The following is a 23,889-nucleotide window of genomic DNA, read 5'->3' as shown; positions in this document are numbered from 1 at the left end:
TGCATCCCAGCAAGCATTCGGCCAGCATGGATACGATTGATATCTCGACCACGGCGGTCTCCCGTCCTGTGCACGAGCCGCGGCTAACGAGCGTGGCGGGAGAACGCGTCGCGAAGCCACTCACAGCAGGAGACAGAGCATGACCCGCACGCTCGGCCGGTCACCGTTGCTCGATTCCCGGCTCGCCTCCGCGAGCGCGCATGCCAAGGTGATCCTGTTCGGCGAGCACTCCGTCGTGTACGGGGCGCCGGCCATCGCCCTCCCGGTGCCCGGGTTGAGCCTCACGGCGTCGGCACGCACCCTTCCCGGCCCTGTGCGCATCGAATCCGCCCTGTACTCGGGGCCCATAGCGGATGCGCCCGCCCGTCTCGGCGCGCCGGCCACCGCCATTGCCGAGACCCTCGACGCGCTACACCGCCCCGCTGCCGACCTGACCGTGCGCATCGACGGCTCGATCCCCGCCGGCCGTGGCCTCGGCTCCAGCGCCGCCGTCGCCTCCGCCATCAGCGCCGGAATAGCGGCGTGGGCCGGCGAAGCGCTCGACGAGCAAACACACTTCCGGCTGATCCAGGCTGCGGAGGCCGTCGCGCACGGCAGCGCAAGCGGCCTGGATGCGCGGGCCGTCGTCGCCGACGCGCCCATCCGCTTTCGGGCGGGCCGGGTGCAGACGCTGCCCGTAGCCGTGCCCGCGACCTTCGTCATCGCCGACACCGGAGTGCCGGGTGCGACCCGCGAGGCGGTCGCTGCGGTCGCCGAATTGCTCGCACGCGACGAGAGTGGCGTACATGGCATCATCGACGGCATCGCCGCCGAGACGCAGGGAGCCGAGCAGGATCTCGCGGCCGGCGACACCCCGAGCCTCGGGCGACGCATGACCCGCGTTCACGAGTTGCTGCGCGAGCTCACCGTGAGCAACGAACGACTGGACCGGCTGGTGGATTCCGCCCTGGGCGACGGAGCGCTGGGGGCGAAGCTGACCGGGGGCGGCCGCGGCGGGTGCATCATTGCGCTGGCGGAGAGTGCGGCATCCGCTGAACTGCTGGCCGCACGGCTGACGCGCACCGGCGCCGCGAACGCCTGGATCGTCACCGCCGAAGACAGCACCGACGGCAGCGCCGCATGAGGGCCGTTGCACGGGCGCATCCGAATATCGCCCTGATCAAGTACTGGGGCAAGCGCGACGAGGCCCTCGTGCTGCCCATGACGGGCAGTCTGTCACTGACGCTCGACATCTTCCCGACGACCACGAGCGTCGAGCTCGACGCGCTGGCGTCTGCCGACATCGTCGAGCTGGGCGGCGAGACGGCACGCGGCACGGCTGCCGAGCGGGTCACCGCGTTCCTCGACATCGTGCGCCGGCTCGCCGGCTCGTCCGTGCACGCGCGCGTCTCCTCGCGCAACACGGCACCGACGGGAGCCGGGCTCGCCTCGTCGGCGGCCGGCTTCGCGGCTCTCGCCGTGGCGGCCTCTGCGGCATACGGCCTCGACCTTGACGGCCCGGCTCTCAGCCGGCTCGCCCGGCGCGGCTCCGGTTCGGCGGCACGCTCGATCGTGCCCGGCCTCGCCATCTGGCACGAGGGCGACGACGAGCACTCCTACGCCGAGCCCGTGCCGGGGCCCGACCTCGGCATGGTCATCGCGACCCTCGACGCCCGCCCCAAGACCGTCTCGAGCCGCGTGGCCATGCGGGCCAGCATCGACACGTCGCCGTTCTTCCCCGGCTGGGTCGACTCGACCAGACGCGACCTCGCCGAGATGCTGCAGGCGCTGGCCGCCGGCGACATCGAGCGCGTCGGCGCGCTGACCGAATCCAATGCCCTGCGCATGCACGGCGTGATGGCGGCCGCCAGGCCGCCCATCCGCTATCTCTCGCCGCAGAGCGTGCGCGTGTTCGACCTCGTCAGCGAGCTGCGCTCTGCGGGCCTCGCCGCCTATGCGACAGCGGATGCCGGCCCCAACGTGGCCGTCCTCGCCCCGGCCGCCGATCTCGCCGCAGTACGCGACGCCCTCGCGAGCGAGGTGCCGGCCGCACAGCTCTCGGTTGCGCACGCCGGCCCCGGCGCGCGTCTCGTCGGCGCCACCGAGGCCGCCTCGTGATCCGCGCCGAGGCCCCGGGCAAGCTCTTCATCGCCGGCGAGTACGCCGTGGTCGAGCCGGGCGAGCCATCCGTTCTCATTGCTGTCGACCGCTGCGTCACGGTCGAGCTGAGCGAGACCCGCGAGCGCGGCAGCATCGCCTCGGCGCAATACGGCAGGCTGCCGGTGGTGTGGCGGCGCGAAGACGACCAGGTCGTGCTCGAAAGCGACCACCGCCCGTTCGATTATGTGCTCGCCGCCATCAGAACCGTCGAGCAGCTCGTCGGCGAGCTCGGGATTCGCCCGCGCTTCTACGACATCCGTATCGAAAGCGAGCTCGACGACGTGAGCGGCCGCAAGTTCGGCCTCGGCTCATCCGCCGCCGTCACCGTCGCCACCGTGCGCGCCCTCAACGAGTTCTACGCACTCGGCCTCGGCGACATGCGCGTGTTCAAGCTCGCCCTGCTCAGCACGGTGCAGGTCTCCCCCTCCGCCTCGGGCGGAGACGTCGCGGCGAGCACGTTTGGCGGCTGGATCGCCTACCGCGCCCCCGACCGTGCCCGACTTCTCGAGTCCTGGCGCGCCGAGGGCGTCACGGCGCTGCTCGACGCGTCCTGGCCGCACCTCGAGGTGCACCGCCTGCCCCCGCCCGCCACGCTGCGCCTGCTCGTCGGCTGGACAGGCCAGCCCGCCTCCACCGAGCGCCTGGTCGGCGGCGTGCAGAGCCGTAAGTGGTCAGACAAGCGCCACTATCGCGGCTTCCTTACCGACAGCCGGGCGTGCGTCGAATCGCTCATCTCCGCCCTCGAAGCAGCGGATGCGGCCGCCGTCATGCGAAGCATCTCCCGTGCCCGCAGCCTCCTGGGCACGCTGGGCCGCAACGCGGGACTCGACATCGAGACCGACGCGCTCGCCGCGCTCTGCGACATCGCCGAGGCGGAGGGCGCCGTCGGCAAGTCCTCCGGCGCAGGCGGCGGCGACTGCGGCATCGTGCTCGCCCCGCCTGCCACCGACGTGCACCGCATGCTGCGCGAGTGGGAACAGCACGACATCCGCCATCTCTCCATCGACGTGCACGTCGCGAAGGAGCCCATCGATGAGCAGTGAACGCAAGGATCAGCACGTCGACCTCGCCGATGCGCAGCGTCCGCCCGCGGCCGGCAACGACTTCGACGACGTCGAGTTCGTGCACCACGCGCTGGCGGGCGTGGACCGCGACGCGGTTGGGCTCGGCGTGGAGTTCGGCGGCATCCGCTGGTCTTCTCCGCTGTACATCAACGGCATGACCGGCGGCAGCGAGCGCACGGGCGAGATCAATCGCAGCCTGGCCATCGCGGCGCGCGAGACGGGCGTGGCGATCGCCTCCGGTTCGATGAGCATCTGCCTGCGCGAGCCCTCGACCGCGCCGAGCTTCCGGGTGCTGCGCGACGAGAACCCGAAGGGTTTCGTCATGGCCAATCTCAGCGCGGATGCCTCGGCGAACGACGCCGCCCGCGCGGTCGACCTGCTCGAGGCCGACGCCCTGCAGCTGCACCTGAACAGCGTGCAGGAGACTGTGATGCCCGAGGGCAGTCGCAACTTCGCTGCCTGGCCCTCGGCGATCGAGGCGATCGTGTCTGCCGTGCCGGTGCCCGTGATCGTCAAGGAGGTCGGCTTCGGCCTCAGCCGCCGCACCCTCGCGGAGCTCGCGGGCCTGGGCGTTCGCGTTGCCGACGTCAGCGGGTCGGGCGGAACCGACTTCGCCCGCATTGAGAACGAGCGGCGCAGCACTCGCGACTACAGCTTCATGGGCGGATGGGGGCAGTCGGCCGTGTGCAGCCTTCTCGACGCCCGCGTTGCGACCCCGGGTGGCCCGGCGCTGCTCGCCTCCGGAGGGGTGCGCACGCCGCTCGATGTCGTGCGCGCGCTGGCACTCGGCGCCCAAGCCGTCGGGGTTTCCGGGGTCTTTCTGCGGGAGGTGCTGCACGGCGGCACCGACGCGCTGACTGCGCGCATCACCGCATGGCTCGAACAGGTTGCCGAGCTGATGGCGCTGCTCGGGGCCGCGACGCCCGCCGCCCTGCAGGGCACCGACGTGCTGCTGCGCGGGCGAACTAAAGAGTTCTGCGAGCTGCGCGGCGTCGACGCCGGCGCATACAGCCGCCGCAGCACCATCACATCCGTGGGAGGCAACGCATGAGCGAACAGACGCAGCAGACAGCACCCATCCCGCTGAAGTGGGTCGGGCCGCTGAAGCTGAGCGGCAACGTCGTGACCGGCGAGCAGGAGGTGCCGCTCGCCACCTTCGAGACCCCGCTGTGGCCCTCGGTCAACCGTGGCGCCCGCATCTCCACGCTCGTGGAGCACGGCATCGTCGCGACCCTCGTTGACGAGCGCATGACCCGCTCGGTGCTGTTCGACGCGCACGACGCCGCGACCGCCCTCGACGCGGTGCACGTCCTGCGCGAGCGCATCGACGAGCTGCGCGAGCTGGTGGCCGGTATCAGCCGGTTCGCCCGGCTGCTCGACGCGCGCACCGAGATCGTGGGCGGGCTGCTGTTCGTGCGCTTCGAGTTCGCGACGGGCGACGCATCCGGCCACAACATGGTGACGCTCGCGGCCGACCGGCTGATGGACCGCATCCTCGCCTGGCTGCCGCAGCTCGGCTACGGCTCGATCTCGGGCAATTACTGCTCGGATAAGAAGGCGACGGCGGTCAACGGGCTTCTCGGCCGGGGAAAGAACGTGGTGGCCGAGATCACGATCCCCCGCGAGATCGTGGAACGACGGCTGCACACCACGCCCGAGCGCATTGCCGAGCTGAACGTGCGCAAGAACCTGATCGGCACCACCCTCGCCGGCGGGCTGCGCACGGCGAACGCGCACTACGCCAACATGCTGCTCGCGTTCTACCTGGCCACCGGGCAGGATGCCGCGAACATCGTCGAGGGCTCGCAGGGCATCACGCACGCCGAGGTGCGCGGCGACGCCCTGTACTTCTCGTGCACCCTGCCGAACCTCGTCGTGGGCACGGTCGGCAACGGCAAGGGCATCGCCTTCGTCGCGGAGAACCTGGCCAGGCTCGGATGCGCCGAAGATCGAGAACCAGGCGAGAACGCGAGGCGGCTCGCCGGCATCTGCGCGGCCACCGTGCTGTGCGGCGAGCTCTCGCTCATGGCGGCGCAGACGAACCCGGGCGAGCTCATGGCCGCCCACTTGAAGCTGGAGAGGAACCAGAGATGACGACGGCATCGATCAGGGTCGGCATCGACGATCTCGCATTCGCGACCGCGCACAACGTGCTCGACTTGAAGGAGCTCGCCGACCACGACGGAATCGACGTCGGCAAGTTCTACGTCGGAATCGGCCAGACGCAGATGAGCGTCGCCGCCGAAGACGAGGACATCGTGACCATGGGGGCGGCCGCGGCCCGGCAGATTCTGCAGCGGCACGGCACCACCGGCATCCGTACCGTGCTCTTCGCCACCGAATCGGGCGTCGATCAGTCGAAGTCGGCGGGCGTGTACGCGCATGGCCTGCTCGGCATGTCGGCGCACTGCCGCGTTGTCGAGCTGAAACAGGCGTGCTATTCGGCGACGGCGGGGCTGCAGTTCGCTCTGGGAATCGTCGCGCGCGACCCGAGCGAGCGCGTGCTGGTGATCGCCAGCGACATCGCTCGTTATGCGCTCGACTCGAGCGGCGAGCCCACGCAGGGCGCGGCCGCCGTGGCGTTCCTGGTGACGGCGGACCCGTCGCTGATCGAGATCGAGTCGCCGACCGGGCTGTTTACCGACGATATCCACGACTTCTGGCGGCCGAACTACCGCTCGGCGGCGGTCGTCGACGGCAAGTACTCGCTGGCCGCCTACCTGCAGTCGCTCGAGGGCGCGTGGGGCGAGTACCGCTCGCGTGGTGGCGTCTCGTTCGGCGAGATCGACCGGTTCTGCTACCACCAGCCGTTCACAAAGATGGCGAAGAAGGCGCACGACCGCCTGGTCGCCATCACCGAATCACCCCTGGATGCTGCGGGTCGCGCCGCGCAGATCGAGGACAGCCTGACCTACAACAAGCAGGTCGGCAACAGCTACACCGCCTCCATCTACCTGGGCCTGTTGTCGCTGCTCGAGAACGCGCCGGACGATCTCGCCGGTGAGCGCATCGGGTTCTTCAGCTACGGCTCTGGCAGCGTCTCCGAGTTCTTCACCGGCGTGGTGCAGCCGGGATACCGCTCATTGCTGCGAACTGAGCACGACCGGCAGGTGCTCGACGCGCGCAGGCCGATCGACTACGCGCAGTACCGCGCGCTGCACGAACACGTCGAGGCGGTGCGTGGCGGCGACTTCGAGACGGCGGCGCAGACGGCAGGGCCGTTCCGCTTCCTGGGCGTGCGCGACGACATGCGCCGCTACGAGGCCCGCGAGGCGCAGTGAGCGAGGAGGCACGAGGCTGGCCCGCATCGGCGAGATTGACGGGCACCATCACGATCTGCTCTGCATCGTACGCGTGCTCAGGCCGGAAACGCCGACCACGACGGGGCGGTCGAAAACCGCCCATCTCTGCTCGATAAGCGCCTTCAGCTCCGCAACGCCCGACACTATCTGCTGATGCAGCACACGTTACGCAGCCCGCAACGGAGTGATCGCCGCGATTTGCTCGGCGACACGATCCTCCGCCAGATCCAACTCGTAGCGCGTCTGCAAGTTGAGCCAAAACTGCGCCGAGACGCCGAAGTAACGCTCGAGACGAAGTGCCGTATCGGCCGTGATCCCCCGCTTGCCGTGCACGATCTCGTTGATCCGCCGCGGCGGCACGCCTATGGCGACAGCGAGCTTGTTCTGCGTGATCTCGAAGCCCTTGATGAAGTCCTCCATGAGAACCTCGCCCGGGTGAATCGGGGGAATCCTGTCAGTGATAGTCAACGATCTCCACCTCCTCTGGCCCAGCATCGGTCCACACGAAGCAGCTCCGCCACTGGTCATTGATTCTGATGCTGTAGTGCCCGACTCGATCACCTTTCAGCGCCTCGAGCCGATTTCCGGGCGGGAGTCGGAGATCATCCAGCACCTCCGCAGATCCCACCTGACGCAGCTTCCGAAGAGCGGTCGAATGGATCCGAGGATCGATCGATGGCACACGGTCACGACGCCACAGACGTTCGGTGTCTTTGTGCCCGAACGATCCGATCACAGGGTCCAGTGTATAACGAGCTGCGTCAATAACGCTAGACGTTAAAGCGGAACTCCACCGAATAACGTCACACATAGGTATTAGCCCCCGCTCGCATACGAGCGCGGGTGCCACGGGAAGGCCCCGCCCAGCGCGTCACCAAGTAACGGGCCGCGCCGACTTCAGCACCATGCACCTTCAGTACCTTGCACCTAGTCAGCGACGACGACACCGACGACATGGGCCGCCTCGCAGCCGTCCTTAGCAAGAGGGTCGCTCCGTCGACTAGATAGGCGGCTAGCTTGCAGCGTCAGCACTGGGCAACGGTTCCGCGGCGTCGATGAGAGAGACCCATCCTCTCATCACCGTCAGACCATCCACGAACAAGGTCAGCCCTTCACGCAGGGTCCGCAATGGTTGGCGTAGGTCTCGGGACATTTTCTCAATCGGCTCAAGTTGCGCAATCATGTTCGCAACTGCCCCCAGTCCAACCTCGGACTGGGCCACCATGCCTCGGATGGCGTCGAAGAACCCCTCAAACTCGGTCCGTGACTGAGGATTATCCCGCACTTCTTCGGGAGCACGAGCAATGATGATGCGAACGCCTTCATCCACGTCATTAAGCGACGACGAGAAGTCATTCCCCAGACTCCGAATAGAAGTAGCGGGAGTGGCAAGTTCACCCGCCAACTTGCGAGCGATACGAAGTCGCGTTCCAAGAGCAGCACTTGGGTTGGTGTTCGCTTCGATCTCACCGGTCGCGCCCTGCATCGCGAGGCCAATCTCTTCGATGACCCCGCCTACCTGATTGAGAATCGCGGTCATCTGCGGCAGCGACTCCTCCATCACGCCAAGCTTGTCGAGGGCGCCGAGATCATCGTCGTCCGGTTCCGCTTCAACCTTGTCAATGTCCAACGTCTTGGCAGCGGCTTCCGCAGCGCTGTTCGCCTGAACGAGCCGCGCGGCAAGTTCCGCTACCGCCTTCCGGTACTCACCACTACCCAGATCGGAGAACCTCAGCGTTGTCCAATCCGACCACTGGAATCGCTTGACCAGCGCCAGAAGCTCGTCTGTCGGTTCGTCCTCATGCAGTCCTGGCACGTCGATCCAGAGCACCGGGAGAACAAGCTCCTCGATACCCAGCCGCTGTGCCTGGCGAGCAAAGTAATTCAGCTCACGTCGACACTCCTCGCTCATGAAGTACCTCGGCGTTATGACCGGAACAAAGAAGGCGATTGAAGACAGACTGGCGTCGACCTTGGGTCTCCAGTCATCGCCCCACTGCAGTCGATCCCGGTCAAGAAACAGACTTATTGATTCGCCTGTCAACATCTCAAATTGCGCGACGACATCACGCGCCAACTGCGCCATCCTGCCGGACTCGGCGTCGTCATCCGCGTGCACATAGGACCAGAATCCGTCGATAGCCGTCATGAGATCCATAATGGCCGAGACAACTGACATCCCGAATCAAGCGCTAGGGCTTCCGAGGGGATCGGCGTTCTGCCGCTCCGACGACAGAATCCCGGATCACTGGTTTTACTCAGTGTTTCCGGGCTTCCTCCGTTGGCTTGTGTACCTGGTATCGAACCAAGAACGACCGGACCAGAATCAGTTTGAGAACCGGAACTCGACCACGTCGCCGTCCTGCATCACGTAGTCCTTGCCCTCCATGCGGGCCTTGCCGTGCGCACGCGCCTCGTGCACCGAGCCCAGCTCGATGAGGTCGTCGAACGAGATCACCTCGGCCTTGATGAAGCCCTTCTGGAAGTCGGTGTGGATCACGCCCGCCGCCTGCGGCGCCGTCCACCCCTTGTGAATCGTCCAGGCGCGCGACTCCTTCGGCCCCGCCGTCAGGTAGGTCTGCAGCCCGAGCGTGTCGAAGCCGACGCGCGCCAGCTGGTCGAGCCCGCTGGAGGTCTGCCCTGTCGATGCGAGCAGCTCGGCAGCATCCGCTTCGTCAAGGTCGATGAGTTCAGACTCGAGTTTCGCGTCGAGGAAGACGGCCTGGGCAGGGGCGACGAGGGCGGCGAGCTCGGCGCGGCGCGCGTCGTCGGTGAGCACGGCCTCGTCGACGTTGAAGACGTAGATGAACGGTTTGGCGGTCAGCAGACCGAGCTCGCGGATGGGTTCCAGGTCGAGCTTCGTGTCGCTTGAGAGCGGTTTGCCGTCGTTGAGCCACGCGATCGCCGCGCGTGCGGTCTCGAGCACGATCGGCTCGGTGCGACGCGTCTTGACCTCTTTCTCGTAGCGCTCGGCAGCCTTCTCGAGTGTCTGCAGGTCGGCGAGAATGAGCTCGGTGTTGATCGTCTCCATATCGGATGCCGGGTTCACGGCGCCATCGACATGCACGACGTCTGCGTCACTGAACCCGCGGATCACCTGCGCGATCGCGTCGGCCTCGCGGATGTTCGCCAGGAACTTGTTGCCGAGGCCCTCCCCCTCGCTCGCGCCCTTGACGATGCCGGCGATGTCGACGAACGACACGGGCGCGGAGACGATGCGCTCGCTCGAGAACAGATCGGCGAGGGTCTTCAGCCGCTCGTCGGGAAGGTTCACCACGCCCACGTTCGGCTCGATCGTGGCGAACGGGTAATTCGCTGCGAGCACGGTGTTCTTGGTCAAGGCGTTGAAGAGCGTGGACTTGCCCACATTGGGCAGGCCGACGATCGCGATAGTGAGAGCCACGGGCACCAAGTCTATCGGCGGCACTCGGCGGCACGCCCGGCCGCGAGGCTGGCGCTGTCGGTCGAACGTGAGAGCATGAAGTCGTGCCACTGGACTTCACCGCCATCGACTTCGAGACCGCGAACTCCAGCAGCGCGTCCGCCTGTTCTGTTGGGCTGGTGAAGGTGCGGTCGGGGGTCGTCGTCGATCGGGCGAGCTGGTTCATCAGGCCGCCCGCCGGGCACGACGAATTCGTCGAGTGGAACACGCGCATCCATGGCATCAGGGCTCAGGATGTGGTCGGCGCCCTCACCTGGTCGGCCCAGCTGCCCGACCTCATCGCCTTCGCCGACGGTGACGCTCTCGTGGCGCACAACGCGAGTTTCGACATGGGAGTGATCAGAGGAGCGTGCGCCGCGACCGGCCTCGACTGCCCCGGCTTCGACTACCTGTGCAGCCTGCAGGTTGCCCGCAAGACTTACCAGCTCGAGTCGTACCGCCTGCCTGTCGCCGCGATGGCGGCCGGCTTCGAAGATTTCAAGCATCACGACGCACTCGCGGATTCTGAGGCGTGCGCGGCGATCGTGATGCACGCGGCGCGGCGCCACGGCGCCGAAACCGTGGCCTCTCTTGCCGAGGCTGCGCGCGTGCGGCTCGGTCGCCTCGGTTCGCCTCGGGTTGCCGAACCCGTCAGATAACCTCGCGCGCAGGCCGCCCGTTCCGGGCCCGCACCGCGCCGCCCGTTCCGCGCCCGCACCGCGCCGCCCGTTCCGCGCCCGCACCGCGCGGCCTCGGGCCAGTGTCGGTGGCCGCTGAGACACTTGAACCATGGATGCACTGCTCCTCATCATCGGTCTCGTCTGCGGCGGCCTCATCGGCTCCCTCGTGACCGCCCTCGTTCTCTCTCGCCGGTACGCAGCCTCGCGGGCTGCTGCCTCCGGGCAGGTTGCGCTCGACCCCGCCGTGATCGAGGCCAGGCACGACGTCGCGCTGGCACAGGTTCGGGCAGAAGAGGCGGCACTGCGCGCCGATCTGAACGCCGAACTGCAGCGGGTGCTCGCCACGGCCGACGCACTCAAGCAGCAGGTGGGCCAGCAACAGCAGCAGTACAGCGAGTTCGTGGAGCGCACACGCACGGAGAACGAGGCACGGCAGCAGCGTGAGCGAGCCGAGAACGAGGCGCGGCAGGAGCGCGAGCGCGCCGAGAGCAAGGTGCTGCAGGCGCTGGCTCCGGTCAAGGAATCCCTGCAGAGCATGCAGACCAAGGTCGCCGAGCTCGAGACGCAACGCAGCCAGCAGTACGGCTCGCTCTCTGAACAGCTGAAGCAGGCGCAGCTCTCAGACGAGCAACTGCGCAGCACGACCGAGTCGCTCGCGAGCGCGCTGCGGTCCAACAGCGTGCGCGGGGTGTGGGGCGAGACGCAGTTGCGGCGCCTGGTCGAGGTCGCCGGCCTCACGCAGTACGTCGACTTCGACCTGCAGCACAGCATTTCTTCGGATGCCGGGGCCGGCCGACCCGACATGGTCATCCGTCTCCCCGGCGGCAAATCCATCGCCGTCGACTCCAAGGTGCCGTTGGAGAGTTACCTTGAAGCGAGCCAGATTCCCTTCACCGCGACGGGTGAAGAGGCCGCCAGGCGCAAGCAGCTCATGGAGAAGCATGTCAAGGCCGTGCGCGGCCACATCGACGCTCTCTCGAAGAAGGCGTACTGGCAGGGGCTCGACGCGAGCCCCGAGTTCGTCGTCGCCTTCGTGCCGAGCGAGTCACTGCTCTCCTCCGCCCTCGAGGCCGACCCAGCGCTGCTCGACTACTCCTTCAACAAGCAGGTCGCCCTCGCGTCGCCCGTGAACCTCTGGGCCGTGCTGAAGACCATCGCGTACACCTGGCAGCAGCAGGCCGTGACCGACGAGGCGCGCAAGCTCTTCGACCTCGGCACCACGCTCTACCAGCGGCTCGGCACGCTCAGCGACCACGCCGAGGGGCTGCGCAAGGCCATCCAGCGCACCGTCGACAGCTACAACAAGTTCGCCAACTCGCTCGAATCCCGCGTGCTCGTCACCGCACGCCAGTTCCCCGGCATCAATGAGAACAAGATCCTGCCCGAGTCGGCGGCCATCGTCGACGCGCCCCGAAAGCTGACGGCGGCCGAGCTCGAGCCGTCGAGCGAGCACGGCATGCTGCTGCAGCTGCCCACGGGCCCCGAAGACGAAGCGGCCAGCGCCCAGGGATAAAGGAGCGCGACGCTAGAGCCACTTCTCGGCGAGGTGGTCAGCCTCCACGCGGCGCACCGTGCCCGACTTCGAGCGCAGCACCACCGACTCGGTGCGGATGATCGGCCCCTTGCGCTGCACACCGCGCACCAACTCGCCGTTCGTCACACCCGTGGCAACGAAGTACGTGTTGTCGCCGCTCACCAGGTCGTTCGCCTCGAGCACACGGTCGAGATCATGGCCGGCATCGATCGCCCGCTGCCGCTCCTCGTCGTCCTTCGGCAGCAGCTGCCCCTGGATGAGCCCACCGAGCGCCTTCACCGCGCACGCCGTGATGATGCCCTCAGGAGTTCCCCCAACGCCCACGCACATGTCGATGTACGACTCGTATCGAGCCGCATTGATGCCCCCCGCGACATCCCCATCGAGCAGCAGGCGAGTGCCCGCCCCCACCGCATGCACCTCCTCGATCAGCCTCTCGTGGCGCGGCCGGTCGAGGATCGCGATGCGCATGTCGCCGACATCCTTCTTCTTCGCCCTGGCCAGCGCGTGGATGTTCTCGGCGATCGGCTTGCGAATGTCGACGACGCCGACGCCCTCCGGCCCGCACACGATCTTGTTCATGTAGAACACGGCAGACGGGTCGTACATGCTGCCCCGATCCGAGACGGCGATGACCGAGAGCGCATTCTGCCGCCCCGCAGCTGTCAGCGACGTGCCATCGATGGGGTCCACCGCGATGTCGCATGACGGCCCGCGCCCGTTGCCCACGTGCTCACCGTTGAAGAGCATCGGCGCGTGGTCCTTCTCCCCCTCGCCGATGATGATGACGCCATCGAAGTTGACCGTGCCGAGGAACGCCCGCATCGCGTCGACGGCGGCCCCGTCGGCGGCATTCTTATCGCCGTGCCCGATCCACGGGGCCGACCGGATGGCGGCAGCCTCCGTCGCGCGCACGAGCTCCATGGCCAGGTTGCGGTCGGGGTGTAGAAAGTGTGAAGCGGTGTCAGTGAGGGTCACGCGGGGGTCCTCCCGTCGGTCCAGCAACATCGGTGAACAGGATGCCGCGGGCACCGCAGGCTTCCGCACTCAGTGTACCGGGGTCGCCACCGCGGCTGCCCGGCAGCGGATTCGGTCGCCCGCCTCGCCGGCTCGCGGCGCGCGGCCGCGACTGCTCAGGCCGAGTTGCGCGGGTGCCGGTGGGTCACGCGACGCATCTCGCCGCTCGGCTCGACGACGAGCGACTCGGTGGTGCGCGCATCCGCTTCGGTGATCACGCCGCGCAGGAAGGCGCCGTCCGTGACGGCCGTCAGGAACAGGTAACCGTCGGCCGACGCGAGATCGTCCAGGCTCAACACACGATCGACGTCGAGGCCCGCCATCTTCGCTCGGTCCGACTCCTGCTGTGTCTGAGGCGCGAGGCGTGCCTGCATGTGGCCGCGCAGGCTGCGAACCGCGCTGGCGGTCAGCACGCCCTCGGGAGCGCCGCCGATGCCGATCATCAGGTCAGGTTCGCCCTCCGAATAGGCGGCGCGAATGGCTGGAACCACATCCCCGTCGCCGAACGGGATCACCATGGCACCCGCTTCGCGAGCGGCATCGAAATACAGGGCGTTGCGCGGCCGCTCCTGAATGACGACGCACAGTTCTGACCGCGCCTTGCCGAGCGCCGCCGCGAGCAGATCCAGGTTCTCCGCCATCGGCAGGCGCAGGTCAAGACCGGCGTCAGGCACCGCCGCCACCATTTTCTCCATATAGAAGACGGGACCGGGATCGAAAAGCGAGCCGCGCGGCGAGGCGGCAAGCACCGAAATCGAGTCGGGCAGATTCTCAGCCGCGAGTCTCGTGCCATCGATGGGGTCCACGGCGATATCGAGCGCCGGGCCGCGGCCGTTGCCCAGCCTCTCGCCGGCGAACAGCATGGGTGCCTGATCCTTCTCCCCCTCGCCGACCACCACGACGGCGTCGATGGCCACAAGGTCGAACGTGGTGCGCATTGCCCGCACTGCGGCCCCATCGACTGCGCGCGCATCGCCACGCCCCACGACCCGGCTCGCCGCGATGGCAGCGGCCTCGGTCGTCGCGAGGATCGAGTCGGTCAGGGCGTCGTCGAATTCGAGTGTCTGCACGGCTCCATTGTGCCGGGTCGCCGGTTCGAAAGAGGCGCGACGTGCGGAAGTCGATGCTGGCTAGACTTGCCGACGAACCATCACAATCAGATCGAGGAGTTCCCCCATGCCTGTCGCAACCCCAGAGCAGTACGCCGAGATGCTCGACAAGGCCAAGAGCAAGGGCTTCGCCTATCCCGCGTTCAACGTCTCGTCGTCTCAGACGATCAACTCCGTGCTGCAGGGTCTCACCGAGGCGGGCAGCGATGGCATCATCCAGGTCACCACGGGCGGCGCCGACTACTTCGCCGGCCACACCGTCAAGGCCCGCGCGGCCGGCGCCATCGCCTTCGCGAAGTTCGCTACCGAGGTCGCCAAGAACTACCCCGTCACGGTCGCCCTGCACACCGACCACTGCCCGAAGCCCGCGCTCGACGATTTCGTGCTTCCCCTCATCGCCGCAAGCGAGGAAGAGGTGAAGGCCGGCCGCAACCCGATCTTCCAGTCCCACATGTGGGACGGCTCGGCGGTCCCCCTCGATGAGAACCTTGAGATCGCGCAGCAGATGCTCAAGCGCACACAGGCCATCCACGCGATTCTCGAGGTCGAGATCGGCGTCGTCGGCGGCGAGGAGGACGGCGTCAAGCACGAGGGAACGAACGACGCCCTCTACACGACCGTCGGCGACGTGACCAAGGCCGTCGAGGCGCTCGGTCTGGGCGAGAACGGCCGTTACATCGCCGCCCTCACCTTCGGCAACGTGCACGGCGTCTACAAGCCGGGCAACGTGAAGCTGCGCCCAGAGCTGCTTGGTGAGATCCAGGCCGGCATCGCCGAGAAGTTCGGCCACGGCCCGAAGCCGCTCGACCTCGTGTTCCACGGCGGTTCCGGTTCGACCTCCGCAGAGATCGCCGAGGCCGTCTCCAACGGCGTCGTCAAGATGAACGTCGACACCGACACGCAGTACGCGTTCACCCGCTCGATCGCCGGCTACATGTTCGACAACTACGACGGCGTGCTCAAGATCGACGGCGAGGTGGGCAACAAGAAGCAGTACGACCCGCGCGCCTGGGGCAAGGTCGCCGAGACCGCCATGGCGGCTCGAGTCGTCGAGGCGGCACAGCAACTGGGTTCGGCGGGCCAGTCCGGCAAGTAGCACCGCGCGCATCCGCTTCTCGAGAAGGGCCGCATCGCAGGAGACTGCGGCGGCCCTTTTTCGCGGGCTACAACCGGGCGCTGCTCGTCTGCACGAAGCTCACGAATGCGGGATCGTTCAGCACCACGACGACCAGCACGACGACCAGCACAATGTAGGCGACGACCCCGCCGACCAGCGGGATCCAGAAGCTGATTCGCCCTCGCCGCAGCGATGTGACGGCAAGCGCCGCGGTGATCAGCCAGAGGAGCGGCTGGATCACGGCAAGCGCGACACCCGCCGGTGCAGCGATGTCGGCCGCGCCGAAGTCGCCCACGCCGAGTTGCGCGAAGGCGGCGCTCAGCGCCGAGTCCATATGCAGATAGGCCGACATCGAGCTGAGAACGTTGAACAGGCCGAGCGCGAGGAGCGCGAGGGTCAGCACGCGATCCCAGCTTCGCGGATGCCCGGCCGCGGGCGCGGCCGGGGCGTCCTGCGGCCGCGTGCCGTCGGAGACGGGCGCCGGGCTGGGAGCCGGCGCCTCGAGCGGCGGCGGCATCCGCGTGTGCGCTCGTTGCTCGTCTGGCGTCGCGTACTCGCCGTATTGCGGCCGGGGGCGTTCGTCGCCGGCCGGGCCAGGGTGGCGGTGGTCGTCGCTCACGAAAGCCCTCGGCTCGGGGCCGGGCCGCTAGCTGCGGCGCCGCCAGCTGCGGCGCCGCCAGCCACGCGGCCGCCGAGCGCACGCTCGTCTTGCTGGCCGGTCGCGTCGCGGCGCAGCTCGCGCGGCAGCGAGAACATGAGGTCCTCCTCGGCGGTCGTCACCGGCTGCACGTCGGCGTAGCCGGCGTCGGCCAGATCCTGCAGCAGCTCGCGTACGAGCACCTCTGGCACGGATGCGCCGCTGGTCACCCCGATAGTCGCGGCCCCGTCGAGCCACTCCTGCTGCACCTCGCTCGCGTAGTCGACGCGGTAGGCGGCCTTCGCGCCGGCCTCGAGCGCGACCTCGACCAAGCGCACGGAGTTCGACGAATTCGCCGAGCCGACAACGATGACGACGTCGGCCTCTTCGGCGACCTTCTTGATGGCGACCTGCCGGTTCTGTGTGGCGTAGCAGATGTCGTCGCTTGGCGGGTCTTCGAGGTTGGGGAAGCGTTCGCGCAGGCGCCGCACGGTCTCCATGGTTTCGTCGACAGAGAGGGTCGTCTGCGAGAGCCACACGACCTTGTCGGGGTTCTTCACGGTGATGTTCGCCACGTCATCCGGGCTGTTCACCAGCGTGACGTTGTCGGGAGCCTCCCCCGCCGTGCCCTCCACCTCTTCGTGACCGGCGTGACCGATGAGCAGAATCTCGTAGTCGCCGCGCGCGAACCGCACCGCCTCACGGTGCACCTTCGTGACGAGCGGGCAGGTGGCGTCGATGGCCCTCAGGCCACGCTCCTCGGCGGCATTCACGACGGCGGGCGAGACACCGTGTGCGCTGAAGACGATGTGGGCACCCGGCGGCACCTCGTCGACCTCGTCGACGAAGATCGCACCCTGCCTCTCCAGAGTGGAGACCACGTGCACGTTATGCACAATCTGTTTGCGCACATACACCGGCGATCCGTAGCGCTCGAGCGCCTTCTCCACCGCGATCACGGCGCGATCCACGCCCGCACAGTAGCCTCTTGGCGCCGCGAGCAGCACCCGCTTGTGTCCGGGGACCGGGGTATCCTGTAGCCGGCCGCTCGACCCCGGAATGCGGGGCGTCGGCAGACTGATCGTCGCGTCGCTCACCCCACCAGTTTAGGTGGGCAGGCTGCGCCCACGGTGGGAGGAGAACCACATGACGGATGCCCCGCCCACCGTCGACGCACCGTGGCCAGTGGGCCTGCTTTCCGCGAAGATCAAGGGCTACATCGACCGGCTCGGAACAGCGTGGGTCGAGGGCGAGATCACGCAGTGGGGCGCATCGGGCGGGAACGTCTACGGCAAGCTGAAAGATCTTGAGGCCGACGCCACCGTCTCCTTCACCATCTGGTCGTCGGTGCGGTCGCGCATCCCCGCCGACCTCAAGCAGGGCGACCGCGTCGTGGCGCTCGTGAAGCCCAACTATTGGGTCAAGGGCGGCACCCTCACCATGCAGGTGTTCGAGATGCGGCATGTGGGTCTCGGCGACCTGCTGGAGCGTCTGGAACGGCTGCGCACCCAGCTCGCATCCGAGGGCCTCTTCGCGTTGGAGCGCAAGAAGCCGCTGCCGTTCCTCCCGCAGTGCATCGGCCTCATCACCGGCAAAGACTCGGATGCCGAGAAGGACGTCAAGCGCAACGCGCAGTTGCGGTGGCCGGCCGTGCGGTTCCGCACTGTGCACACGGCGGTGCAGGGCGACCGGGTCGTCGCCGATGTGACGGCGGCGCTGAGAACGCTCGACGCTGATACCGAGGTCGACGTCATCATCGTCGCGCGCGGCGGCGGCGACTTTCAGAATCTGTTGGGCTTCAGCGACGAGAAGCTCGTGCGGACCGCGGCCGCGTGCGTCACGCCGATCGTGAGCGCGATCGGGCATGAGGCGGATCGGCCCCTGCTCGACGACGTCGCCGATCTGCGCGCGTCGACGCCGACAGACGCCGCCAAACGCGTCGTTCCCGACGTCGCCGAGGAGCTGCTGCGCGTGCAGCAGGCACGTACCCGAATCGGGCTCCGCCTGAGTGCGCTGCTGGCCGGCGAGGGCGATCGCGTGGAGCAGCTGCGAACGAGGCCGGTGCTGGCGAGCGCGGAATGGATCGTCGATTCTCGCGCCGAGGAACTCGGCCGCTACCTTGACCGCGGTGCCGAACTCGTGGCGCGCGTGATCGAGCGGGCGAGCACCCGCACCGCGGAGCTGCGTGGGCAGCTTCGCGCTCTCTCTCCTCAGGGCACCCTCGACCGTGGGTACGCCATCGTGCAGGGCAGTGACGGGCACGTGATCCGTGAGGAGACGCAAGCGCCCGAGGGCACCGAATTGCTCGTGACTCTCGCATCCGGCGCGGTCGGTGCCGTCTCCAGCGGGCCGCGTAACGCGGGCCGATGACCACCCTCCCGACGAATAGAATGGAAGCCATGGCAGCCGATCTCGACCCCTCGACCCTCAGCTACGAGGAGGCGCGGGACGAGTTGATCCGCGTGGTCGCCGCGCTCGAACAGGGCTCATCGACGCTCGAGGAATCGCTGAGCCTGTGGGAGCGGGGCGAGGCTCTCGCCCGCCGCTGCGAGGAGTGGCTCATCGGGGCGAAGGCCCGGCTGGATGCGGCTCGCACGGCGGCCGCCGAGTCTGCCAGCGCGGGCTCTGCCGTGGCCGACGGCGAATGAGCGTCGACGCAGCATGAGCAAAGACGAAAGGCCGCCCGCGGTCGTGGCGGAGCTGGGGCGTCCCGAGACGCCGGAGGAGACCGCAGCCCGCAAGGCGCGGGACTCACAGAATCACCGCACCAGGCAGACTGTGAACAATCTCGTACTCTCGCTGTTGGCGACCCTCGCTGCCGTGATCGTCATCGTGCTGATGGTTCCGCGAGCCGATGCGCCGACAATGCCGAACGTCGATTACGCCGCCATCGCCGCCGAGGGGCAGGGAACCGAGCCCGACCCGCTCGTCACCCCCGACCTCTCCAAGGCGTGGCATTGCAATTCGGCCGAGCTGCGCACCAAGACGGCCGACGGCGTCGACTCGTGGTACATCGGCCTGCTCAGCCCCGATCAGCAGTACGTCGGCATCACGCAGGGATTCGACGCAAACGCGAGCTGGCTCTCCGACCAGGTGTACCGGGCGCGTTCGACGCAGACGAGCGTGATCGGCGGTGTTCGCTGGAAGGTCTACGACAACCGGCAGAGTGACGCGGATGTCGGCAACGCCGAGTACGCCCTCGTCGCGTCGGCCGGTCACAGCACGTACGTGGTGTTCGGCACCGCGCACCCCAAGCAGATCGGCGCAGCCGCAGGCGCCATCGCGCAACAGATCCTTGCGGCCAAGAAGAGTGGAGACACCTGACTCATGAGCACCCCCACCACACTGACACCGGCAGAGGCCTGGGCAGAGCTGCAGCGCGGAAACGAGCGGTTCATCGCGGGCGAGCCGCGGCATCCGCGACAGGATGCCGACCGTCGTGAGGAGCTCGCGTACCGGCAGTACCCCATCGCCGGAATCTTCGGCTGCAGCGACTCGCGTCTTGCCGCCGAGATGATCTTCGACCTGGGTCTGGGCGACGCGTTCGTCATTCGCAACGCGGGCCAGATCGCATCGGACTCCGCCATCGGCTCGATCGAGTACGCCGTCGGCATTCTGCAGGTGCCCCTGCTGCTCGTGCTCGGCCACGACCGCTGCGGCGCCGTGCGCGCCGCCATCGACTCTCAGGCAGCGGATGCGCAGGCTCTGCCACCGCACATCGCCGACCTGATCGCCCCCATCGCACCCGCCGTGCGCAGCATCGCCGGCATCGAGGATGGCGCGACACTCGACCCCGAGGCGGTGGATGCCGGAGCAGTCGGCCGCGAGCATCTTCGCAACACGATCGGCGCCCTGCTGCGCGATTCCGAGATGATCAGCGAGGCCGTTGCAGAGGGTAAATTGGCTATCGTCGGGGCGAACTACCAGCTGGTGGAGGGTCGCGTCGCGCCGCACATCGCGGTCGGGCTCGACCTCGATCTCGGTTAGTACCGGGCCTCGAACAGACACAATCGGCACCTCAGACCTAAGGATCACACCGCAGTGGACACGGCCAACAGCGAATACCGCATCGAGCACGACACCATGGGCGAGGTGCGCGTGCCCGCGCGTGCCCTGTACGGCGCGCAGACGCAGCGAGCCGTCGAGAACTTCCCTATCTCGGGCTCACGGCTCGAGTCTGCGCAGATCGCCGCGCTCGCGCGCATCAAGAAGTCGGCAGCGATCGCGAACGCCCGCCTCGGCGTGCTGGATTCGGCGATCGCCGACGCCATCGCGGCAAGCGCTGACGAGGTCATCTCGGGAGTGCACGACGGGGAGTTCCCTGTCGACGTCTACCAGACGGGCAGCGGCACGTCGTCGAACATGAATATGAACGAAGTGCTCGCCGCGCTCGCCTCCCGCCGGCTCGGCGCACCCGTTCACCCGAACGACCACGTGAACGCGTCGCAGTCTTCGAACGATGTGTTCCCGACATCCGTGCATATCGCGGTCACCGGCGCGCTCATCGACGACCTCGTACCGGCACTCGACCACCTCGCGGTGGCGCTCGAGGAGAAGGCCGACGCCTGGGCCACCGTCGTCAAGTCGGGCCGCACGCACCTCATGGATGCCACGCCCGTCACGCTCGGCCAGGAGTTCGGCGGCTACGCGGCGCAGATTCGCCTGGGCATCGAGCGCGTGCAGTCGTCGCTGCACCGGGTGGCCGAGGTGCCGCTCGGTGGCACGGCCGTCGGCACGGGCATCAACACGCCTGCCGGGTTCCCGCAGCTGGTGATCCAGCTGCTGCAGGAGGAGACCGAGCTGCCGATCACCGAGGCGCGCAACCACTTCGAAGCGCAGGCCAACAGGGATGCGCTGGTGGAGGCATCCGGCGCCCTGCGTGTCATCGCGGTGAGCCTCACGAAGATCTGCAACGACCTGCGCTGGATGGGCTCGGGCCCCAACACGGGACTCGGCGAGCTGCACATTCCCGATCTGCAGCCGGGCTCGTCCATCATGCCGGGCAAGGTCAACCCGGTCATCCCCGAAGCGACCCTCATGGTGGCATCGCGGGTCATCGGCAACGACGCGACCATCGCGTTCAGCGGCGCATCCGGTGCATTCGAGCTCAACGTAGCGGTTCCGGTCATGGGCACGGCGCTGCTCGAGTCGATCCGCCTGCTGTCGAACGCGTCGCGTGCGCTCGCCGACAAGACGGTCGCCGGGCTCGAGGCCAACGTGGAGCGGGCGCGCGCGCTCGCCGAGTCGTCGCCGTCGATCGTGACGCCGCTGAACAAGGTCATCGGCTACGAGGCTGCCGCGAAGATCGCCAAGCACGCCGTCGCCGAGAGCGTGACGGTCCGGCAGGCCGTGATCGACCTCGGCTTCGTCGAGCGCGGCGAGATCACCCTCGAGCAGCTGGACGCGGCGCTCGACGTGCTCTCGATGACGAGGCCACCGCAGGCGTAGAGCGGCGGCGCGGGCGAAACTCTGGCGGGCTTCGCCCGCTTTGCCCGCTTTGCCCGCTTTGCCCGCTTCGCCCCGCTGAGTCAGGCGAGCGTGGGCGACGCGGTCAGCGCCGCCCAGAAGCCGAGTAAGAGGTACGGTCCGAACGGGATGCGGCGCAGCATCCGCTCTCCCGGCAACACCAGCGCGACGAGGCCGGCAGCGCCGCCTGCCATGAAGCCGATCACGAGCCCGGCAAGAGCCGGAATCGCACCGAGCGCGCCGAGCGCAAGGCCAAGCAGGCCGGCGAGCTTGACATCGCCCATGCCCATTCCGCCGGCCAGGTTCATCAGCAGGAGGAAGGCGAAGGATGCCGCGCCCGCGCCGACCGCGAGCCACGGGAGCGTACCGTCTGCCAGCCATTGCCAGGCGAGCCCGAGCGCTGCAACGGCGTAACCGGGCACGACAAGCGCGTTGGGAAGACGGTGGTTCGCGATGTCGTCGCGGCAGAGCTCGGGCGTGACCGAAGCGAGGTAGAGCGGCAGCACGAGAGCCGGGCGCCAGCCCACGACGACGACGGCCAACGCCGCGAGCGCCAGAGCGACCGGCACCTGCCACGCAGCGCGCGCGAGGAGGCTCTGCGGCGGCTCGGCGAGGGAGGTCACCCGGGAATGCTAGCGAGGACGCACCCCACCCCGCCCGCGTTTTCCACAGGAGTGTTCGCCAGCAGCCGCGGTCGGGTATCTCGCACCCACCGTCAACCGCCGAGAGTGGGTGTTCGCGACGAAACACACATGTCGGCCACCCACGCTCGTCGTGAACACCCACGCTCGGCGAAATGCGCGGCTGCGAGACGTGGGGGTGGGTATCGAGACGGCCGCTTCGCGGCCTTCTCAACTGGCCTACGCGAGCTCGTTCGACTCGAGGAGCTCGGTGACGAGGGCCGCGATCGCCGAGCGCTCCGAGCGGGTGAGCGTGATGTGCCCGAAGAGCGGATGTCCCTTCAGCGTCTCGATAACCGAGGCGACTCCGTCGTGCCGACCCACCCGCAGGTTGTCCCGCTGCGCCACGTCGTGCGTGAGAACCACGCGCGAGTTCTGCCCGACGCGGCTGAGCACGGTCAGCAGAACGTTGCGCTCAAGCGACTGCGCCTCGTCCACGATCACGAACGCGTCGTGCAGCGAGCGACCGCGGATGTGCGTGAGCGGCAGCACCTCGAGAATGCCGCGCTCGAGCACCTCGTCCACCACGTTCTGCGACACGACCGCGCCGAGCGTGTCGAACACGGCCTGTCCCCACGGGTTCATCTTCTCGCCCTGATCGCCCGGCAGGTAGCCGAGCTCCTGGCCTCCCACCGCATACAGGGGACGGAACACCATGATCTTCTTGTGCTGCTGTCGCTCGAGCACTGCCTCGAGGCCGGCACACAGCGCGAGCGCCGACTTGCCCGTGCCCGCGCGGCCACCGAGCGAGAGGATCCCGACCTCCGGGTCGAGCAGCATGTCGATCGCCAGCCGCTGCTCCGCCGAGCGCCCGTGCAGACCGAAGACGTCGCGGTCTCCGCGCACGAGCCGCAGGTGGCCCTCACCGCTCACGCGCCCGAGGGCGGAGCCGCGATCCGAATGGATCACCAGCCCCGTATTCACGGGCAGGGAGGCCACGAGCGACGACCGCATCTCTTCGGTGTCGTACAGGCGCGCCATCTGGTCGCTGCCGAGCGTGATCTCGGCCATGCCCGTCCAGCCGGAGTCGACCGCGAGCTCCGCCCGGTACTCCTCGGCCGCGAGCCCGATCGATGACGCCTTCACCCGCAGCGGCAGATCCTTCGAGACAACCGTGACGGCGAGCCCGTCGTTCGCCAGGTTCTGCGCCACCGCCAGGATGCGCGAGTCGTTGTCACCCAGCTGCAGACCGCTCGGCAGCACCGCCATGTTCGAGTGGTTCAGTTCCACGCGAAGCGAGCCGCCGTCGCCCACCGGCACAGGGAAGTCGAGGCGTTCGTGCTCCACGCGCAGGTCATCGAGAATGCGCAGGGCCTGCCTCGCGAAGTAGCCGATCTCGGGGTCGTTTCGCTTGCCCTCGAGTTCGGTGATGACGACGACGGGAATCACCACCGCGTGCTCGGCGAACCGGAACAGCGCGTGCGGGTCAGACAGCAGCACGGATGTGTCGAGAACGTATGTGCGCTCGTTCTGCACCACGTGCGCGGGTGCGGCATCCGCTGCGCGCGTCTGCTGCCTGGTCGATGATGCGGCCACGATGACTCCCACCCCCGGTGCGTTTTCACGCTCCGGATCCACTTGGCAAGGCGGCCATCATGCGACGCGAAACGAACTTATGTGGCCGTCTCGACCGGGCGCCATGCCCGATGCTTCGACCCTACGATGCGGTGCGCCGCCAGAGTCGCGACACGCGCAACGTGCAATCGTGCGAACTCGAATGGGG

24 protein-coding genes are annotated in these 23,889 nt (G+C 68.0%); 14 read left to right on the top strand and 10 right to left on the bottom strand.

From position 1 onward, the window contains the following. Positions 1-139: 139 nt before the first annotated feature. Genes mvk through OSC27_RS06280 form a run of 6 tightly spaced genes read left to right on the top strand, consistent with a single transcriptional unit; the run spans position 140 to position 6,484 of the window. On the top strand, positions 140-1,123 hold the full coding sequence (gene mvk / locus OSC27_RS06305; protein ID WP_267180604.1) for a mevalonate kinase: 984 nt from the start codon (positions 140-142) through the stop codon (positions 1,121-1,123). Continuing rightward, on the top strand, positions 1,120-2,097 hold the full coding sequence (gene mvaD / locus OSC27_RS06300; protein ID WP_267180603.1) for a diphosphomevalonate decarboxylase: 978 nt from the start codon (positions 1,120-1,122) through the stop codon (positions 2,095-2,097). The genes mvk and mvaD overlap by 4 nt, the downstream gene beginning before the upstream one ends. After that, positions 2,094-3,182, top strand: coding sequence for a phosphomevalonate kinase (locus OSC27_RS06295; protein ID WP_267180602.1), 1,089 nt, complete (start codon positions 2,094-2,096; stop codon positions 3,180-3,182). The genes mvaD and OSC27_RS06295 overlap by 4 nt, the downstream gene beginning before the upstream one ends. Continuing rightward, positions 3,172-4,254: a type 2 isopentenyl-diphosphate Delta-isomerase gene (gene fni, locus OSC27_RS06290; RefSeq protein ID WP_267180601.1), complete on the top strand. Its 1,083-nt coding sequence runs from the start codon at positions 3,172-3,174 to the stop codon at positions 4,252-4,254. The genes OSC27_RS06295 and fni overlap by 11 nt, the downstream gene beginning before the upstream one ends. After that, positions 4,251-5,297, top strand: coding sequence for a hydroxymethylglutaryl-CoA reductase (locus OSC27_RS06285; protein WP_267180600.1), 1,047 nt, complete (start codon positions 4,251-4,253; stop codon positions 5,295-5,297). Before fni ends, OSC27_RS06285 begins: the two co-directional genes overlap by 4 nt. Further along, positions 5,294-6,484, top strand: a complete 1,191-nt coding sequence (locus tag OSC27_RS06280) for a hydroxymethylglutaryl-CoA synthase (RefSeq protein ID WP_267180599.1) — start codon at positions 5,294-5,296, stop codon at positions 6,482-6,484. The genes OSC27_RS06285 and OSC27_RS06280 overlap by 4 nt, the downstream gene beginning before the upstream one ends. A gap of 186 nt (positions 6,485-6,670) precedes the next feature. On the opposite strand, the gene OSC27_RS06275 is transcribed toward OSC27_RS06280, so the two are convergent. The 4 genes from OSC27_RS06275 to ychF all read right to left on the bottom strand — a co-directional run bounded on the left by OSC27_RS06275 (position 6,671) and on the right by ychF (position 9,908). After that, entirely contained in the window at positions 6,671-6,973 is a 303-nt protein-coding gene (locus tag OSC27_RS06275; RefSeq protein WP_267180598.1) for a HigA family addiction module antitoxin, read from the bottom strand. Then, positions 6,960-7,241, bottom strand: coding sequence for a type II toxin-antitoxin system RelE/ParE family toxin (locus tag OSC27_RS06270; RefSeq protein WP_267180597.1), 282 nt, complete (start codon positions 7,239-7,241; stop codon positions 6,960-6,962). Before OSC27_RS06270 ends, OSC27_RS06275 begins: the two co-directional genes overlap by 14 nt. 276 nt (positions 7,242-7,517) lie before the next feature. Beyond that, complete coding sequence (locus tag OSC27_RS06265) at positions 7,518-8,654, bottom strand: toll/interleukin-1 receptor domain-containing protein (protein WP_267180596.1); 1,137 nt, start codon at positions 8,652-8,654, stop codon at positions 7,518-7,520. A gap of 177 nt (positions 8,655-8,831) precedes the next feature. Next, positions 8,832-9,908, bottom strand: coding sequence for a redox-regulated ATPase YchF (ychF, locus tag OSC27_RS06260; protein WP_267180595.1), 1,077 nt, complete (start codon positions 9,906-9,908; stop codon positions 8,832-8,834). Between the two features lie 83 nt (positions 9,909-9,991). Here ychF and OSC27_RS06255 point away from each other — a divergent pair, with 83 nt between their 5' ends. Next, positions 9,992-10,585 (top strand): exonuclease domain-containing protein, encoded by a 594-nt coding sequence (locus OSC27_RS06255; RefSeq protein ID WP_267180594.1) that lies wholly within the window; start codon positions 9,992-9,994, stop codon positions 10,583-10,585. Positions 10,586-10,715: 130 nt separating this feature from the next. After that, positions 10,716-12,119 carry a DNA recombination protein RmuC gene (gene rmuC, locus OSC27_RS06250; protein WP_267180593.1) on the top strand — a complete coding sequence of 468 codons (1,404 nt, stop codon included), beginning with the start codon at positions 10,716-10,718 and terminating at the stop codon, positions 12,117-12,119. A gap of 12 nt (positions 12,120-12,131) precedes the next feature. Here rmuC and glpX (OSC27_RS06245) read toward each other — a convergent pair whose 3' ends face one another. Together glpX (OSC27_RS06245) and glpX (OSC27_RS06240) are read right to left on the bottom strand one after the other, a co-directional pair. Then, complete coding sequence (gene glpX / locus OSC27_RS06245) at positions 12,132-13,064, bottom strand: class II fructose-bisphosphatase (protein ID WP_267181148.1); 933 nt, start codon at positions 13,062-13,064, stop codon at positions 12,132-12,134. Between the two features lie 209 nt (positions 13,065-13,273). Further along, positions 13,274-14,227 (bottom strand): class II fructose-bisphosphatase, encoded by a 954-nt coding sequence (glpX, locus tag OSC27_RS06240; protein ID WP_267180592.1) that lies wholly within the window; start codon positions 14,225-14,227, stop codon positions 13,274-13,276. Between the two features lie 106 nt (positions 14,228-14,333). On the opposite strand from glpX (OSC27_RS06240), the gene fbaA reads away from it, so the two are divergent. Then, the gene (fbaA, locus tag OSC27_RS06235) at positions 14,334-15,362 is read left to right on the top strand and encodes a class II fructose-bisphosphate aldolase (protein WP_267180591.1); all 1,029 of its coding nucleotides are present in this window, start codon (positions 14,334-14,336) and stop codon (positions 15,360-15,362) included. A 67-nt stretch (positions 15,363-15,429) separates the two neighbouring features. Here the strand turns inward: fbaA and OSC27_RS06230 are convergent, their stop codons facing one another. Both OSC27_RS06230 and OSC27_RS06225 read right to left on the bottom strand, forming a co-directional pair. Continuing rightward, positions 15,430-16,002, bottom strand: coding sequence for a DUF6264 family protein (locus OSC27_RS06230; protein WP_267180590.1), 573 nt, complete (start codon positions 16,000-16,002; stop codon positions 15,430-15,432). Further along, the gene (locus tag OSC27_RS06225; RefSeq protein ID WP_267180589.1) at positions 15,999-17,117 is read right to left on the bottom strand and encodes a 4-hydroxy-3-methylbut-2-enyl diphosphate reductase; all 1,119 of its coding nucleotides are present in this window, start codon (positions 17,115-17,117) and stop codon (positions 15,999-16,001) included. The genes OSC27_RS06230 and OSC27_RS06225 overlap by 4 nt, the downstream gene beginning before the upstream one ends. 49 nt (positions 17,118-17,166) lie before the next feature. Here OSC27_RS06225 and xseA point away from each other — a divergent pair, with 49 nt between their 5' ends. The 5 genes from xseA to OSC27_RS06200 are packed head-to-tail and all read left to right on the top strand — an operon-like array spanning position 17,167 to position 21,468. After that, positions 17,167-18,390: an exodeoxyribonuclease VII large subunit gene (gene xseA / locus OSC27_RS06220; RefSeq protein WP_267180588.1), complete on the top strand. Its 1,224-nt coding sequence runs from the start codon at positions 17,167-17,169 to the stop codon at positions 18,388-18,390. 29 nt (positions 18,391-18,419) lie between these two features. Beyond that, positions 18,420-18,668 (top strand): exodeoxyribonuclease VII small subunit, encoded by a 249-nt coding sequence (locus OSC27_RS06215; RefSeq protein WP_267180587.1) that lies wholly within the window; start codon positions 18,420-18,422, stop codon positions 18,666-18,668. Positions 18,669-18,681: 13 nt separating this feature from the next. Further along, on the top strand, positions 18,682-19,344 hold the full coding sequence (locus OSC27_RS06210) for a DUF4245 domain-containing protein (protein ID WP_267180586.1): 663 nt from the start codon (positions 18,682-18,684) through the stop codon (positions 19,342-19,344). A 3-nt stretch (positions 19,345-19,347) separates the two neighbouring features. Next, positions 19,348-20,007, top strand: a complete 660-nt coding sequence (locus OSC27_RS06205; protein ID WP_267180585.1) for a carbonic anhydrase — start codon at positions 19,348-19,350, stop codon at positions 20,005-20,007. Positions 20,008-20,061: 54 nt separating this feature from the next. Continuing rightward, a complete protein-coding gene (locus OSC27_RS06200; RefSeq protein ID WP_267180584.1) occupies positions 20,062-21,468 on the top strand; it encodes a class II fumarate hydratase in 1,407 nt (468 codons plus the stop codon). 80 nt (positions 21,469-21,548) lie between these two features. On the opposite strand, the gene OSC27_RS06195 is transcribed toward OSC27_RS06200, so the two are convergent. Both OSC27_RS06195 and OSC27_RS06190 read right to left on the bottom strand, forming a co-directional pair. Further along, positions 21,549-22,109 (bottom strand): prepilin peptidase, encoded by a 561-nt coding sequence (locus OSC27_RS06195; protein ID WP_267180583.1) that lies wholly within the window; start codon positions 22,107-22,109, stop codon positions 21,549-21,551. 237 nt (positions 22,110-22,346) lie between these two features. Continuing rightward, entirely contained in the window at positions 22,347-23,645 is a 1,299-nt protein-coding gene (locus tag OSC27_RS06190) for a PhoH family protein (protein ID WP_267181147.1), read from the bottom strand. Positions 23,646-23,889 lie beyond the last annotated feature (244 nt).

The sequence above is a fragment of the Microbacterium sp. STN6 genome, from assembly GCF_026410545.1.
Taxonomy (GTDB): domain Bacteria; phylum Actinomycetota; class Actinomycetes; order Actinomycetales; family Microbacteriaceae; genus Root112D2.
This window is presented reverse-complemented; position numbering and strand designations above follow the sequence as displayed.

Coding starts and splice junctions, on each gene's coding strand:
- mvk (WP_267180604.1), top strand. CDS start 140: ATGACCCGCACGCTCGGCCGGTCACCGTTGCTCGATTCCCGGCTCGCC.
- mvaD (WP_267180603.1), top strand. CDS start 1,120: ATGAGGGCCGTTGCACGGGCGCATCCGAATATCGCCCTGATCAAGTAC.
- fni (WP_267180601.1), top strand. CDS start 3,172: ATGAGCAGTGAACGCAAGGATCAGCACGTCGACCTCGCCGATGCGCAG.
- OSC27_RS06285 (WP_267180600.1), top strand. CDS start 4,251: ATGAGCGAACAGACGCAGCAGACAGCACCCATCCCGCTGAAGTGGGTC.
- OSC27_RS06280 (WP_267180599.1), top strand. CDS start 5,294: ATGACGACGGCATCGATCAGGGTCGGCATCGACGATCTCGCATTCGCG.
- OSC27_RS06265 (WP_267180596.1), bottom strand. CDS start 8,654: ATGACGGCTATCGACGGATTCTGGTCCTATGTGCACGCGGATGACGAC.
- rmuC (WP_267180593.1), top strand. CDS start 10,716: ATGGATGCACTGCTCCTCATCATCGGTCTCGTCTGCGGCGGCCTCATC.
- glpX (WP_267181148.1), bottom strand. CDS start 13,064: ATGGAGCTCGTGCGCGCGACGGAGGCTGCCGCCATCCGGTCGGCCCCG.
- fbaA (WP_267180591.1), top strand. CDS start 14,334: ATGCCTGTCGCAACCCCAGAGCAGTACGCCGAGATGCTCGACAAGGCC.
- xseA (WP_267180588.1), top strand. CDS start 17,167: ATGACGGATGCCCCGCCCACCGTCGACGCACCGTGGCCAGTGGGCCTG.
- OSC27_RS06215 (WP_267180587.1), top strand. CDS start 18,420: ATGGCAGCCGATCTCGACCCCTCGACCCTCAGCTACGAGGAGGCGCGG.
- OSC27_RS06210 (WP_267180586.1), top strand. CDS start 18,682: ATGAGCAAAGACGAAAGGCCGCCCGCGGTCGTGGCGGAGCTGGGGCGT.
- OSC27_RS06205 (WP_267180585.1), top strand. CDS start 19,348: ATGAGCACCCCCACCACACTGACACCGGCAGAGGCCTGGGCAGAGCTG.